Annotated in this window: 12 protein-coding genes, 7 tRNA genes and 3 rRNA genes; 11 read left to right on the forward strand and 11 right to left on the reverse strand. The window is 36.1% G+C overall.

Going from position 1 to position 14,656, the window contains the following annotated elements:
* The first annotated feature begins 23 nt into the window (after positions 1-23).
* The 5 genes from CDOMC_RS02970 (at position 24) to rrf (ending at position 5,916) form a co-directional block, all read left to right on the forward strand.
* Positions 24-1,534: ribosomal RNA gene (locus CDOMC_RS02970) — 16S ribosomal RNA — on the forward strand.
* Positions 1,535-1,810: 276 nt separating this feature from the next.
* A tRNA-Ala gene (locus CDOMC_RS02975) sits at positions 1,811-1,886 on the forward strand.
* Positions 1,887-2,016: 130 nt separating this feature from the next.
* Positions 2,017-2,093 (forward strand) — tRNA-Ile (locus CDOMC_RS02980).
* Positions 2,094-2,568: 475 nt separating this feature from the next.
* Positions 2,569-5,675, forward strand: a 23S ribosomal RNA gene (locus CDOMC_RS02985).
* Between the two features lie 122 nt (positions 5,676-5,797).
* Positions 5,798-5,916 (forward strand): 5S ribosomal RNA (rrf, locus tag CDOMC_RS02990).
* Together the 16S, 23S and 5S rRNA genes with 2 tRNA genes alongside form the textbook arrangement of a ribosomal RNA operon.
* A 507-nt stretch (positions 5,917-6,423) precedes the next feature.
* Here the strand turns inward: rrf and CDOMC_RS02995 are convergent.
* The 5 genes from CDOMC_RS02995 to CDOMC_RS03015 all read right to left on the reverse strand — a co-directional run bounded on the left by CDOMC_RS02995 (position 6,424) and on the right by CDOMC_RS03015 (position 10,486).
* Entirely contained in the window at positions 6,424-7,395 is a 972-nt protein-coding gene (locus CDOMC_RS02995; protein WP_172127804.1) for a phage late control D family protein, read from the reverse strand.
* Positions 7,389-7,577, reverse strand: a complete 189-nt coding sequence (locus CDOMC_RS03000; RefSeq protein WP_236861341.1) for a tail protein X — start codon at positions 7,575-7,577, stop codon at positions 7,389-7,391. Before CDOMC_RS03000 ends, CDOMC_RS02995 begins: the two co-directional genes overlap by 7 nt.
* Positions 7,564-7,941, reverse strand: a complete 378-nt coding sequence (locus tag CDOMC_RS03005) for a phage tail protein (RefSeq protein WP_172127806.1) — start codon at positions 7,939-7,941, stop codon at positions 7,564-7,566. Before CDOMC_RS03005 ends, CDOMC_RS03000 begins: the two co-directional genes overlap by 14 nt.
* 1,001 nt (positions 7,942-8,942) lie before the next feature.
* On the reverse strand, positions 8,943-9,398 hold the full coding sequence (locus tag CDOMC_RS10315; protein WP_172127808.1) for a ComEA family DNA-binding protein: 456 nt from the start codon (positions 9,396-9,398) through the stop codon (positions 8,943-8,945).
* 419 nt (positions 9,399-9,817) lie between these two features.
* A complete protein-coding gene (locus CDOMC_RS03015; RefSeq protein ID WP_172127810.1) occupies positions 9,818-10,486 on the reverse strand; it encodes a hypothetical protein in 669 nt (222 codons plus the stop codon).
* A 606-nt stretch (positions 10,487-11,092) separates the two neighbouring features.
* Here CDOMC_RS03015 and CDOMC_RS03020 point away from each other — a divergent pair.
* The 6 genes from CDOMC_RS03020 to CDOMC_RS10235 all read left to right on the forward strand — a co-directional run bounded on the left by CDOMC_RS03020 (position 11,093) and on the right by CDOMC_RS10235 (position 13,325).
* The gene (locus CDOMC_RS03020; RefSeq protein ID WP_172127812.1) at positions 11,093-11,350 is read left to right on the forward strand and encodes a type II toxin-antitoxin system RelB/DinJ family antitoxin; all 258 of its coding nucleotides are present in this window, start codon (positions 11,093-11,095) and stop codon (positions 11,348-11,350) included.
* 1 nt (position 11,351) lies between these two features.
* Positions 11,352-11,621, forward strand: coding sequence for a Txe/YoeB family addiction module toxin (locus CDOMC_RS03025; protein ID WP_172127814.1), 270 nt, complete (start codon positions 11,352-11,354; stop codon positions 11,619-11,621).
* Positions 11,622-11,757: 136 nt separating this feature from the next.
* Positions 11,758-12,054 (forward strand): HlyD family secretion protein, encoded by a 297-nt coding sequence (locus CDOMC_RS03030; protein WP_172127816.1) that lies wholly within the window; start codon positions 11,758-11,760, stop codon positions 12,052-12,054.
* Complete coding sequence (locus tag CDOMC_RS03035) at positions 12,044-12,406, forward strand: TolC family protein (RefSeq protein WP_172127818.1); 363 nt, start codon at positions 12,044-12,046, stop codon at positions 12,404-12,406. Before CDOMC_RS03030 ends, CDOMC_RS03035 begins: the two co-directional genes overlap by 11 nt.
* 20 nt (positions 12,407-12,426) lie before the next feature.
* Entirely contained in the window at positions 12,427-13,041 is a 615-nt protein-coding gene (locus CDOMC_RS03040) for a TolC family protein (RefSeq protein ID WP_172127820.1), read from the forward strand.
* Between the two features lie 14 nt (positions 13,042-13,055).
* Positions 13,056-13,325: a TolC family protein gene (locus CDOMC_RS10235; protein WP_172127822.1), complete on the forward strand. Its 270-nt coding sequence runs from the start codon at positions 13,056-13,058 to the stop codon at positions 13,323-13,325.
* Positions 13,326-13,466: 141 nt separating this feature from the next.
* Here CDOMC_RS10235 and CDOMC_RS03050 read toward each other — a convergent pair whose 3' ends face one another.
* The 6 genes from CDOMC_RS03050 to CDOMC_RS03075 all read right to left on the reverse strand — a co-directional run bounded on the left by CDOMC_RS03050 (position 13,467) and on the right by CDOMC_RS03075 (position 14,650).
* The gene (locus CDOMC_RS03050; protein WP_172127824.1) at positions 13,467-13,820 is read right to left on the reverse strand and encodes a hypothetical protein; all 354 of its coding nucleotides are present in this window, start codon (positions 13,818-13,820) and stop codon (positions 13,467-13,469) included.
* 359 nt (positions 13,821-14,179) lie between these two features.
* Positions 14,180-14,254 (reverse strand) — tRNA-Glu (locus CDOMC_RS03055).
* 23 nt (positions 14,255-14,277) lie between these two features.
* Positions 14,278-14,353 (reverse strand) — tRNA-Lys (locus CDOMC_RS03060).
* A 19-nt stretch (positions 14,354-14,372) separates the two neighbouring features.
* A tRNA-Asp gene (locus tag CDOMC_RS03065) sits at positions 14,373-14,449 on the reverse strand.
* A gap of 12 nt (positions 14,450-14,461) precedes the next feature.
* A tRNA-Val gene (locus CDOMC_RS03070) sits at positions 14,462-14,537 on the reverse strand.
* 37 nt (positions 14,538-14,574) lie between these two features.
* Positions 14,575-14,650: transfer RNA gene (locus CDOMC_RS03075), tRNA-Glu, on the reverse strand.
* Between the last annotated feature and the right edge of the window lie 6 nt (positions 14,651-14,656).

Here is a 14,656-nt window from a genome sequence, read left to right on the forward strand (position 1 = left end):
TTGATTAAAAACTTCATATAAATTATATGGAGAGTTTGATCCTGGCTCAGAGTGAACGCTGGCGGCGTGCCTAATACATGCAAGTCGAACGGAGATATGAGGGCTTGCTCTTATATCTTAGTGGCGCACGGGTGAGTAATGTATAGCTAATCTGCCCTACACTAGAGGACAACAGTTGGAAACGACTGCTAATACTCTATACTCCTTCTTTACATAAGTTAAGTCGGGAAAGTTTTTCGGTGTAGGATGAGGCTATATCGTATCAGCTAGTTGGTGAGGTAATGGCTCACCAAGGCTATGACGCGTAACTGGTCTGAGAGGATGATCAGTCACACTGGAACTGAGACACGGTCCAGACTCCTACGGGAGGCAGCAGTAGGGAATATTGCTCAATGGGGGAAACCCTGAAGCAGCAACGCCGCGTGGAGGATGACACTTTTCGGAGCGTAAACTCCTTTTCTTGGGAAAGAATTATGACGGTACCCAAGGAATAAGCACCGGCTAACTCCGTGCCAGCAGCCGCGGTAATACGGAGGGTGCAAGCGTTACTCGGAATCACTGGGCGTAAAGGACGCGTAGGCGGATTATCAAGTCTTGAGTGAAATCTAACGGCTTAACCGTTAAACTGCTTGAGAAACTGATAATCTAGAGTAAGGGAGAGGCAGATGGAATTCTTGGTGTAGGGGTAAAATCCGTAGAGATCAAGAAGAATACCCATTGCGAAGGCGATCTGCTGGAACTTAACTGACGCTAATGTGTGAAAGCGTGGGGAGCAAACAGGATTAGATACCCTGGTAGTCCACGCCCTAAACGATGTATACTAGTTGTTGCCAAGCTAGTCTTGGCAGTAATGCACCTAACGGATTAAGTATACCGCCTGGGGAGTACGGTCGCAAGATTAAAACTCAAAGGAATAGACGGGGACCCGCACAAGCGGTGGAGCATGTGGTTTAATTCGAAGATACGCGAAGAACCTTACCCGGACTTGATATCTAACAAATCATCTAGAGATAGAAGAGTGTCTGCTTGCAGAAATGTTAAGACAGGTGCTGCACGGCTGTCGTCAGCTCGTGTCGTGAGATGTTGGGTTAAGTCCCGCAACGAGCGCAACCCACGTATTTAGTTGCTAACGGTTAGGCCGAGCACTCTAAATAGACTGCCTTCGTAAGGAGGAGGAAGGTGTGGACGACGTCAAGTCATCATGGCCCTTATGTCCGGGGCGACACACGTGCTACAATGGCATATACAATGAGACGCAATATCGCGAGATGGAGCAAATCTATAAAATATGTCCCAGTTCGGATTGGAGTCTGCAACTCGACTCCATGAAGCCGGAATCGCTAGTAATCGTAGATCAGCCATGCTACGGTGAATACGTTCCCGGGTCTTGTACTCACCGCCCGTCACACCATGGGAGTTGATTTCACTCGAAGTCGGAATGCTAAACTAGCTACCGCCCACAGTGGAATCAGCGACTGGGGTGAAGTCGTAACAAGGTAACCGTAGGAGAACCTGCGGTTGGATCACCTCCTTTCTAGAGTACAATGAATATTCTCTCACAAGATATTCATCAAAGGAAAATTTAGATTAGCCTTATTAAACTAATCTACTCAATCATCCTTGTTTAGTTTTGAAAGATTGACAGCTAATAAATTTGTCTAATTCCTTAATTGCCTAGACAAAAACCTAAATTTGCGATTTGTGATAAATGAAGTTTAGAATAAATCCTTAATAGCTTTAGGTGGGTGCAGGGAGTGAAACTCCTGCTCGTAAATACTAGCTTTGCTAGTATGCGAAGTAAGGATGTTAAGGGGAATTAGCTCAGCTGGGAGAGCGCCTGCTTTGCACGCAGGAGGTCAGCGGTTCGATCCCGCTATTCTCCACCAAATTTAAGTGCGAAGCTATTTTTATTCTAGACAAGGAAAAGTGACCGAGTAACAAGGAGCGTAGATACACTACGTGACGAAGTTATGACCAAGCTTTGACGCAGTATAGAATGCAAAAGAGCAAGCAAGAGGGCCTATAGCTCAGCTGGTTAGAGTGCACCCCTGATAAGGGTGAGGTCACAAGTTCAAGTCTTGTTAGGCCCACCATTAATTAGCAAATAAATAAAAGTTAGTTTAACTAAACAGATATCAAGGTTTAAATCAAGTGTTCTAAAAAGAATGTTTGCTTTAGACTTTGAAAAATAGAATTATCTTCTAAATACGGCAACGCCTAAAGCGTTGGTGTGCTTTAGGTGGGTCAAGGGAGCAAAGCTCCTTGTCGCAAGTCTGACTTTGTCAGACTGAGAAGTCTAAATGTTCTTTTATTTATCATTGTTAAGAGTCACAAGCAAGTTTTTAAATAAAACAATTTTACAGGACTTGTTAAAGATTTAAATATCTTATCTCTTGAATATAATCAGTATTCAGAAGTTTAACGTCACAAGATATATGGAGTTTAAAACTTATCTATATATCAGTTAATGCTTTCCGTCTTGGGGATGAGAGTTTAAATTTGGTAATTATAAATTACCTTTAACAAGGAAGTGATGCGAATTAGAATATATTAATCTAATATAATAAAAGGTAAGCTACTAAGAGCAAGTGGTGGATGCCTTGGCTAGTAGAGGCGATGAAGGACGTGCCAGGCTGCGATAAGACTCGGGGAGCCGTCAAGGGGCTTTGATCCGGGTATTTCCGAATGGGGCAACCCAGTTAAGTGCAAACTTAACTACCTATATGGAGCGAACGTTGGGAATTGAAACATCTTAGTACCAACAGGAAAAGAAATCAAACGAGATTACGCTAGTAGCGGCGAGCGAACGCGTAAGAGGGCAAACCGTTAGTTTACTAACGGGGTTGTAGGACTGCAACATAGACTAAGCAAAGCTAATAGAACAATCTGGAAAGGTTGAGCATAGAGGGTGATACTCCCGTATATGAAAGCGATGTTTTACTTAGCAGTATCCTGAGTAGGGCGGAACACGTGATATTCTGTCTGAAGCCGGGTAGACCACTATCCAACCCTAAATACTACTACTAGACCGATAGTGCACAAGTACCGTGAGGGAAAGGTGAAAAGAACTGAGGTGATCAGAGTGAAATAGAACCTGAAACCATTTGCTTACAATCATTCAGAGCCCTATGATTTATCAGGGTGATGGACTGCCTTTTGCATAATGAGCCTGCGAGTTGTGATGTCTGGCGAGGTTAAGGAAACCCGGAGCCGTAGCGAAAGCGAGTCTTAATAGGGCGTTTAGTCAGATGTTGCAGACCCGAAACGATGTGATCTATCCATGAGCAGGTTGAAACTGGTGTAAGAGCCAGTGGAGGACCGAACCCGCTAGCGTTGAAAAGCTATGGGATGACTTGTGGATAGGGGTGAAAGGCCAATCAAACATCGTGATAGCTGGTTCTCTCCGAAATATATTTAGGTATAGCGTCATGTAGTAACACTAGGGGGTAGAGCACTGAATGGGCTAGGGCATACACCAATGTACCAAACCCTATCAAACTCCGAATACCTAGTGTGTAATCATGGCAGTCAGGCGGCGAGTGATAAAATCCGTCGTCGAGAGGGGAACAACCCAGACTAACAGCTAAGGTCCCTAAATCTCATTTAAGTGGAAAACGATGTGGAGTTACTGAAACAACCAGGAGGTTGGCTTAGAAGCAGCCATCCTTTAAAGAAAGCGTAATAGCTCACTGGTCTAGTGATTCTGCGCGGAAAATATAACGGGGCTAAAATGAGTACCGAAGCTTTAGACTTGCACTTAATCATTTATACTAGCTCGTCTTTTGAGCGTATTTAAATGAGTTTGTATTTTTCTCAATCAACAGCCTATATGGCTAGTCTCAATCAAAAAATACTTCACAACATTTAAATCCATCTCAAAATACTTCGCTTAATCCGTTCTTTTAAATTTCAGATTAAGCACTAAAATTTACAGTATAAATTTGATAGTATAAATAATTAAGTGCAAGTGGTAGGAGAGCGTTCTATTCAGCGTTGAAGGTGTACCGGTAAGGAGCGCTGGAGCGGATAGAAGTGAGCATGCAGGCATGAGTAGCGATAATTGGGGTGAGAATCCCCAACGCCGTAAACCCAAGGTTTCCTACGCGATGCTCGTCATCGTAGGGTTAGCCGGGTCCTAAGCAAAGTCCGAAAGGGGTATGCGATGGAAAATTGGTTAATATTCCAATGCCAACTATTATGTGCGATGGAAGGACGCTTAGAGTTAGAGGAGCCAGCGGATGGTAGTGCTGGTCGAAAGGTGTAGGTTAAGATCCAGGCAAATCCGGATCTTTTTAAGCCGAGACCCCACAGGCACACAAAGTTCTTCGGAACAGCGTGTGAATCCTTGATACTGTCGAGCCAAGAAAAGTTTCTAAGTTTAGTAATAGTTGCCCGTACCGTAAACCGACACAGGTGGGTGGGATGAGTATTCTAAGGCGCGTGGAAGAACTCTCTTCAAGGAACTCTGCAAAATAGCACCGTATCTTCGGTATAAGGTGTGCCTAACTTTGTTAAGGATTTACTCTGTAAGCAAAGAAGGTTACAACAAAGAGTCCCTCCCGACTGTTTACCAAAAACACAGCACTCTGCTAACTCGTAAGAGGATGTATAGGGTGTGACGCCTGCCCGGTGCTCGAAGGTTAATTGATGACGTTAGCTCTGCGAAGCGTTTGATCGAAGCCCGAGTAAACGGCGGCCGTAACTATAACGGTCCTAAGGTAGCGAAATTCCTTGTCGGTTAAATACCGACCTGCATGAATGGCGTAACGAGATGGGAGCTGTCTCGAAGAGGGATCCAGTGAAATTGTAGTGGAGGTGAAAATTCCTCCTACCCGCGGCAAGACGGAAAGACCCCGTGGACCTTTACTACAGCTTGACACTGCTATCGGGATAAAGATGTGCAGGATAGGTGGGAGGCTTTGATCTATAGACGCCAGTTTATAGTGAGCCATTGTTGAGATACCACTCTTTTTTATTCTGATAGCTAACTGGCATGAGTTATCCTCATGCAGGACAATGTCTGGTGGGTAGTTTGACTGGGGCGGTCGCCTCCCAAAATGTAACGGAGGCTTACAAAGGTTGGCTCAGAACGGTTGGAAATCGTTCGTAGAGTATAAAGGTATAAGCCAGCTTAACTGCGAGACGTACATGTCAAGCAGAGACGAAAGTCGGTCTTAGTGATCCGGTGGTTCTGTGTGGAAGGGCCATCGCTCAAAGGATAAAAGGTACCCCGGGGATAACAGGCTGATCTCCCCCAAGAGCTCACATCGACGGGGAGGTTTGGCACCTCGATGTCGGCTCATCGCATCCTGGGGCTGGAGCAGGTCCCAAGGGTATGGCTGTTCGCCATTTAAAGCGGTACGCGAGCTGGGTTCAGAACGTCGTGAGACAGTTCGGTCCCTATCTGCCGTGGGCGTAAGAAGATTGAGGAGAGTTGACCCTAGTACGAGAGGACCGGGTTGAACCAACCACTGGTGTACGAGTTGTCCTGCCAAGGGCACCGCTCGGTAGCTAAGTTGGGATGTGATAAGAGCTGAAAGCATCTAAGCTCGAAGCCAACTCCAAGATGAATCTTCTTTTAAGACCTCATAAAGACTATATGTTTGATAGGCTGGGTGTGTAATGGATGAAAGTCCTTTAGCTGACCAGTACTAATAGGTCGTCTGCTTATCTTTTAATAAGCATCACTTCCTTGTTAAGGGTAAAACCTTACAAGAGTAAAGCAGTGTTTATTTAAACTCTTGCTGACTTTAACAGTGTTAAATAAGGTTTATAACAATAAGCTTTATTTAACACTGCCCGTGACTATACAGACGAGGAAACGCCTTGCTCCATCTCGAACCAAGAAGCTAAGCTCGTCCTGGCTGATGATACTCTCCCTTACTGGGATGTTGGAAAAGTAGGTCGTTGCGGGCTTTGTTATTTATACAAAGCTACTACTTATTTAAATCACTACAATTTACTGAAACATCCATTAAGTATCTAATCTAAATAGCCATTAAAATATTTATATAAATAGGCTCTATAAAATACTTCATTGATACTTTTTGACAAAAATACTAATCTAAATCGTTATATCCTTAAAAAGCCAAAGATATACTACAAATTATCCAGAAGCTATTGACATCGATTGTTGATTTAGGACATTATCATCTTTTATACAATATTTAATTACATTTTTTGGAATCTAAAATATCATAATCAACACTATATTTTAAAAGAGCCAAAAAATATTAACATCAAAATTTATATATTTATACAAGATAAGTTTTATAAAAAAGTATTGTAAAACCGCTTTTCAAATCAAAGTGAATTTACGCTTAAAATCAAAGTGAGTTAAAATTAGCTCTTTTCTCACTTTGATTTCTAACGTAAATTTTATTATTCTTTAAAAGCTTTTTAAAGACTGTTTAATAGCTTTTATTATCCCTCAAACTCAATTTCTATCGAATAGTTTGTGCTGCTTAGGCTATGGCTCACGCTTTTTATACTAAACTCACTACTTTCTAGCCCTATAACGTCTTTAAATTTTATTTTTCCGCCTGCTACTATATTAGCTCCGGGCAGTGCGCATCTTCCGTTTATTCCGCCACGTTGAAGCTCATTTAACTTTGCTTCTGCTATCTTATAAGCTTCATTATCAGTTTTTGGCTGTGATATTTGCATTTTATACACTTGCTCTCCAGAACCTACTTTTATGCTTTTTGTTTTGCCTTCACTTATATCTTGCCACTCAACTACTACTGCCGTATAAGAGTTTCTGTTTGCTTCTGTTATCTCAAGGGTATATAGTTCATCTAAATTCAGGCTAAAACTTGGCAAACTAGTATTTTTTGGAGTATTTGAAGTTTTTGTATCATCACCTTTTGCATCTTTGGTGGCAATAATAATAGTATCGTTTTTGATAGCCATTAAAAAGCCGTATTCAAAACATAATCCATATAAATACTCTATATCATTAACATCATTTTGAAGAGTTGAAGCTATGTTTTGATCAGAGCCTAATAACTTTGAACTAAGAGAATTTTCACTAGCAATTTTCTTAGCTATGTCAAATATGGTAGTATTCTCCCAGCTTCTTCTCTTCTTTGTCTTTTGAGGGCTTGCAAAATTTACGGCTGTCGCTCTAACTTCAGTTGTGTTTGCCTTATAGTCTCTTGAGGCTGTTTGAACGCTAAAAGAGCCACAAAGATATAAATTTTCATCATAGCCAAGCCAAAGCCTAAGAGAGTCTCCAAATACTAGCTTAGCATAAATTCCACTTACCTTAAAGCTTATCTCGTCACTCTCGTTACTCTCTTTATCTTCGTAACTTAAACTAATCAGGTTTAATTTAATTATATTTGTAATATCTTTGCCGCTTGCAATAAGTTTAAAATTAGGTACCCTTACCATAGCTTTGCCTGCTCTTTTTTCTCGTCTTTTGTATCGGGAAGTAAAATTTCATCGCCTGTTTTTAAGATCGGGGCTAGTTTTGGATTTAGGGCTAAAACCTGCTCAAAAAATCTTAAATGTCCGTAATGTCTATAGACTATCTTATCAAGCCTATCTTTATCTTTTGCTCTATATATAGTCATGATCTCTCCTAAGTTCTACGCTAAAGCTTTGAGATATAAAAAGACCTTCTTTTGTAAAGATAGATCTTGTCTCGCTAATTTTGATAATCACGAATCTTCCAAAATATTTTCCAGCTCCATTTGTTAAAGGATAGCTTGTTGCCTCGTTTGCTAGTTCGTAAAGTCTTTTAAGTCCGGTTTGCCTGTCTTTGCTATAAGGGAGTGTTTTACCGCTTATCGTTATCGTTTGGCTTCCTAAATTTGCACGAAACAGCAAAGGATAGTTATTTATTCTATCATTTGAGCTTATACCAAATTCGCTCTCTTTAGAGATACTATCCGTTTGCATCCAATCAAATTTAAAGCCTCCTAAATTTAAAACCATCCTAACCCCTTATGTCTCTATTTGCTCTATCAAAGATCTCTTTTTTTAAAGCATCTTTTACACTTATTAGAAAACTCTTTAATTTTTTATTTCATTTATTGCGTTATCGCTTGGGGGGGGTAAATATGTCAAATACATAAGCTATTTTTTATCTTTTATTATGGTTGTAGGCTCAACAAGAGTTTTTAATGTATTCCGTTGCCTCTTTCTTAATCGTATCCATATAGACCGATATTATTATTCTAATCGATAAAATGCGATTTTAAAGTGCCTAAGCTCCATTTTATCGCCTATTTTTTATCTTTTATAATTCTATCCATAAAATAGTTATAAATAGTCTTTTTTCGCCGTTTTTTGTGGTATAGATGTTACGATTTTATGGACTATTATTTAATTGATATTATTAGATTTTATTTTTACACACTATAAAATTTTATATTTAATTCACCTCTTGAAAAATAAGATGAGTTTTTATAGTTTTAACTAATATTGAGCTTATTTTATAATTTGGTTTAAATATTATTATTGCTTTATTGATAATCGATAATTCATCTTGAAGTTTTATGTAACATTGATAGTGCTTGATATTACCTATTGGCTTTGAATGTTTTATAAATAAAAAAGCTGAAATAATATTAACATCTACTCACTTCGACACTAGCCTTTAAAGAAGCGCCATAATTAAACCTTTTGTTAAGATTTATGAAATAATTTTAGTTGATTTAAGATATAAAATCTTGTGCATTTATACTATATACTACTGGAGTTTTCTGATGCTCAGACTAGGAAATATGTAGTATATAAATAAGGAATTTAAAAGATATGTGTATATTATAAGAGTAGAAAGTTCAATGATTACTTTATAAAATTCTTATTGTTAAAATGAATTTGGATAGGCTAAGAATTAAATTTATATGAAAGGGTATGACGAATAAAGAAGTAGAGATGAAAAGACATATAATTGTGTCTGATTATACAGACACAATTAATATTTAATTATTTTATAGCTTCTTTTTATCTTTAGCTTGCTGTTTTTTCTCTTCTTTGTTATTAGATTTTTTTGTCATAGATTTTGATTCTTTAGCTTTTTCTTTTATATTTTCTTTTTGATTTTTAGTCTTTTCTTTTGCGATATCTATTTTTTTATTAATTGTATCTTTTGATTCTTTTATTTTATTATTTAGCTTATCTTCTGATGTTTTGGTTTTTCCTGACACAGAAATATCTTGCTTTAAATTTTCAAATGTTCTATCGCCTATTCCTTTTACATTTTTTAGATCTTCTATGCTTTTTAAAGTATTTGTTTTTCTGTATTCTATGATAGCGTCAGCTTTTGCCTCGCCTATACCTTTTAAGCTCATCAATTCTTCTTTTGTGGCTGTATTTAGATTGATAGCAGCCAACACCCATGAAGATAAAAATACTAAAGATAAAAATATCTTACCTATATTTTTCATTGTCAACTCCTTTTTGGATTGAATTTAAATAAAATTATAATCTAAATATATTATATTAATATTAAAAAATATAAGTAATTTATATTATTTTGTAATATTTTAGTGTGTAATATTTTTTATAATATATTTTTGTATACAAAAATTGCTTTTGCTAAAAACAAAATTAACTTTAAATGTGTTGAAATTAAAATAATTGCCGAAAAAGCTTTATACTAATATTTTTTGCAATTATCTTAAATTTGAAAAGTATGGCAAATTTAGACTTTTATATAAAATATTAATAAAATCGTTAAGTAATAACTTGTTTTAATATAAACTAATTTATACATTAAACTAAATACATTATTGCTACTATTACTATATGTCTCTAGCCTTTTTATGCTCTTGTATTCATTGGGATATTATCTTGGAGCTACTTTCTATGTATTCTTTGAAATAGTTTTTTCTTGTTCTGTTAAATCTTCACCATCTGCTTTAGATATTGTTACAGGGTTTATAAATGGTAGTTTTGATATTTGATTACTTATCTTATCATCACTATTTATAGCAAGTACATTTATAAGATAGTAAAAAATTTCAAATTCTTTTTCGTTTGTTATCTTTCGCTCTGATGTTTTAGTTGCATTAAAAAATAGAATAGGTTTACTAGGCTTAGGTTCTATATGTTTATCAAGAGTTATATCTTCATATATATCTTTAATTAAATCATCATCATAGTATTTATAAGGATATACCAAACACCCTCCATCAAATTCTTCAGTGTAAAATACTATATATCCTATCTCGCTATCACTTTTTCTAATTCCATCTTCTAGCATATCAAATAGATTTTTTTCCTCTTTATTGTACTCTAATGATATTTTAGAGTTTTTGCTTGGAAATTTTTTATACAAATCATTTCTATTGTTATCTACAAACCATATAGTATTTTTATCCAATCCATACTCTTTTTGTAAGTGATTCTTGAATGATATTATTGCTTCTTCTCTTTTGATTTTTTCTTTATAAAGTTTATTGTCTTCAATTGTATTTTTTGCATAACCAAAGCTTACTGCAATTAACATAAAAAATATTAACGTTTTTTTCATTACTACTCTCTTGTGATTTATTAAATAAAATAACTTAAATTTTATATGTTATTAATATAGAAATTAATTATAGTATGAATTTTCTAGTTTTTATAAATAAATATTTATACCTATATTATTAGAAAAGCTATAGATGATATTCATAACATATAAATCTCGTTTATTCAAGAGCAAACACTTCCTTGCTCTTCACCTCCATTATGGATAAGTTGTCAAATAATACAGCTCCTACATCCATAGAGTAGCAGTTATTCTCTTTAAAGTGTATCTTGTAAAATAAAACCTAGTTTGTTTAAACGATCTTGAGAGAAGAATTTTCTTTGTCGCATTTGTAAAAAATATTAATAAATAGCATAGTAAGCTTTTATTAGATGATATGGGCTCTTGAAAAAAGAGTACAAATAGTTTTCCTGCGCCATCCTAATATTACTATAAAATACAATAGAAAAGAAAACTATTGCAATTATCGTATAATGTATTAGCACTTAAAATGATAGCATTGATTTTATAAAATTACTATTATAAAATATATTTACTCAATATATTTTGTATTTTTGCTTTACAAATAATATACTTATGCTATAATAAAACAAAAAAAGGAATAATATGGCTCAAATAAGCTTAAGAATAGATGATAACGTTAAAAAGAATGCTGAAAAAGTTTGCGAAGAGATTGGTCTATCTATGTCCACAGCAATTAATATATTTCTTAAAAAATTAGGAACAGAAAAGAGGATACCGTTTGAAGTATCAGTTTCCGATCCTTTTTACTCAAGAAGTAATATGCTTTATTTAGAAGAAAAAATGGCTGAGTATAAATCAGGGAAGTTAAAATTTATAGAAAACGAGTTAATAGAAGAGTAATATGCCGGCAAAAACTATAAAATGGACTGCTGATGCATGGAGCGATTATTTGTATTGGCAAAAAGAAGACAAGAGTATATTAAAACGTATAAATATGCTTATAAAAGATATAAGCAGAAATCCTTTTGATGGAATTGGAAAACCTGAAGGATTAAAAGGAAATTTATCAGGGTTCTGGAGTAGGCGTATAGATAGCGAATATCGTCTAGTCTATTTAATGGAAGATAACGATATTTGCATTATTGCTTGTAAAGGTCATTATGACAACTAAGTGTAAAAGCACAATTTATTAGAAACAAATATATTAACAATATACTCTATAGCTTTGCATATATTTATTAATACATAAAAATGATGACAATATCATAGATGCAAAGCTTGGAATTTCTGATATCGATAATGTATCGGTGGGGCTTAATGCCGATATCAGATTTAGCGCATTTCACACATCTCAAAGCAAAGTTGTGGAAGGTAAAATCATATATATTTCAGCTGATAGCTTAGTAGATAAAAGAGATTTTGCATACTATGAGATAAAAGCCGAAATAACTCCAGAGGGGCTTAAATCGATGGAAGATAATAACTTCTTCTTGCTTCCTGGAATGCCTGCTGAAGTAGTTGCTAAAACAGGCGAGAGAACGATACTAAGCTATATGATAAAACCTTTTTCGGAAATGTTTGTTAAGGTCTTTAATGAAGAGTAAAATTCTATTATCTATATTTTGTTATTTAACCGTTTTTGCGCAAGATACTAGCCTCTCTCGAGCTTATGAAATGGCTCTTAGTAATGACCATACTTTAAAACAAAACATATACGAAGGCTTTGCTACAAAAGAAAGAACAAAGCAGACATTGGCATCGTTTTTTTCTAGCCTTAGCTTTGGTATGTCTTACAACGGACAAAAGTACAAGAAAAACCACCTTAAGATAGATGAGAGCTATATAAGATACGGACTTAGTGTAAATCAAATCATTTTTAGGCCGGCTAGTTGGTATGAGCTTAATCAAGACAAGCTAAGAGAATTTGGAAGCGACCTCATAAATGTGGGGCTGTAGAGCAAGATCTAGCCAAGAAAGTGGCAAAAGCATATTTTGACTACTCTTACGCTCTAAGCTCTTTAGAATTTGCCAAGCAGTACGAAGAGGTCACTAAGGTGAGGTTTAAAAAAATTCAAAAGTCGCTAGAATTTGGATTAAGCAATAAAATGGATATGCTGGAATCAAAAGTAAGGCTTGATGAAGCAAAGCTAAATATAAATAAAACCAAACAACAAATTCAAATAGCTAGCCTTGAGCTTGCAAGCATTATAGGCAAGCAGATCGAAGTAAATGAGAAGCTCTCAAATTTAGATCTGAATTTTTTCAAAAATATCGCATTAGAGCAATTTAATGATATAACAAAAAATTTGCAGTACAAACAAAGCGAGATACTAGCACAAATATCAGAAGAAGAGCTTAAAAAACGTAAAAGCGAACATCTGCCTAGCGTAAATTTAAATTTGGGTTACTACAACGATAGATACATGGATCGCAAATTCCCACTAGATGAAAATAATAAATTGCAAAGCACGATAAGCTTTGTGTTGCCTTTATTTACCGGAGGTCAGACTGCTGAGAGAATAGAAGAGGCGCGTTTACTAAATTTGTCAAATATAGAGCGTCAAAAAATTCGCAAAACAAGATACAAGTAGATTCAGAAAAAGCTGTGAGCGAATTTTTAAATTTAATTGATGAGGTAGAATTAACCAAGTCCTCTCTAGAAAATTCATTAGTTTATAGAGATTTTGTCCAGCAGGCATACGGCGATGGACTAAAGGATATAGTTGATCTTTTTGACGCTCAAGCAAAGGTTTTTCGCATACAAAATGAGCTGTTAAATTCTAACCATAAGCTTGTTTTGTCTTATTTGGAGCTAGAGTCTTTGATAGGAAATATATCCATGACAACAATGAAAAAATTAGAAAGAGCGTTTTAAAGTGCTTGTGAATATTAAAAGTCATCATATCTAACTTTATCCATAGGAGAATTTTCTATTAGTTCGTGTTTGATGGCATAATCAAAGATCATGCGAAATAGCTGATGAATTCTCTTAAGTGTGGCTAGCTTTCTTTGATGTTCAAGATTTACATATATTATGTATGTCTTTTTCGTTAATTTCGGATAGCTTTTTATTGCCTAATTGAGATATAGAGTTTTCACGAAGTCTTTTTCTATGAGTTTCAACTGTTTTAGGCTTGACATTATTAACCGATGAGTACCACGTCAATGCTTTTTCACAAGCTTGTGCGAATGATATATCAGGGGCTTTTGAGACAAATTCGCCACGCTTATGGGAATTAATTAGGGTTCTACATTTCTCTTCGGCTTCTGCAAGAGTAATTACACCCCATTCTCCTATGCTACGAATTACATTGTAGCCACCTATAGAAGTATATCTATACTTTATAGTTTTTCGGCCACTAGGTAGCACCTCAACCAAAAGTCCATTTGTACTATTAGGAATACGACTCTAACGGCTTTACCATTACCGTAGTATTCCAGATTGTTCAAAAAAGCCTCAGGATCTTTGTTTAACGGTCTTTTTGTGTTAGAATTATGTTTCATAACATTACCTTTGTATTTAATTTAAAAAATTAAATTTAGGTTTGTTATGTTAATGCAAACTCGTAAAATGTAATAATGTTTTACGAGCGAAAAAATTATTACATAAATTATTACACTTATCCTACCGAAGTAGATAAGTCTTTATGATATAATTTTTTCTAAAGTCCGACAAATTGGGACTATTTATATATAGTATTAATAACGTTACTTTAAAAAAGTAACAAATGGTGACCCATACGAGACTCGAACTCGTGTTACCAACGTGAGAGGCTGGTGTCCTAACCGCTAGACGAATGGGCCAAATTGGATAAACAGTAGAAAAATGGTGCCCCGTGTAGGGTTCGAACCTACGACCCCATCATTAAGAGTGATATGCTCTACCAGCTGAGCTAACGAGGCACACACTAAGATTTTAAAATGGCGCGGCGGACGGGGCTCGAACCCGCGACCTCCGGCGTGACAGGCCGATATTCTAACCAACTGAACTACCGCCGCAACCAAAATAAATGGTGGTCGCTATAAGACTCGAACTTATGACATCCACCTTGTAAGGGTGGCGCTCTACCAACTGAGCTAAGCGACCTAAATTAAATAACAAAAAGCTAAAATTTAGCCTTTGGTGGCGACCCTTAGAGGATTCGAACCTCTGTTGCTACACTGAGAGAGTAGAGTCCTGGGCCACTAGACGAAAGGGTCATAACC

Source organism: Campylobacter sp. RM16192 (genome assembly GCF_004803855.2).
Taxonomy (GTDB): Bacteria; Campylobacterota; Campylobacteria; order Campylobacterales; family Campylobacteraceae; genus Campylobacter_A.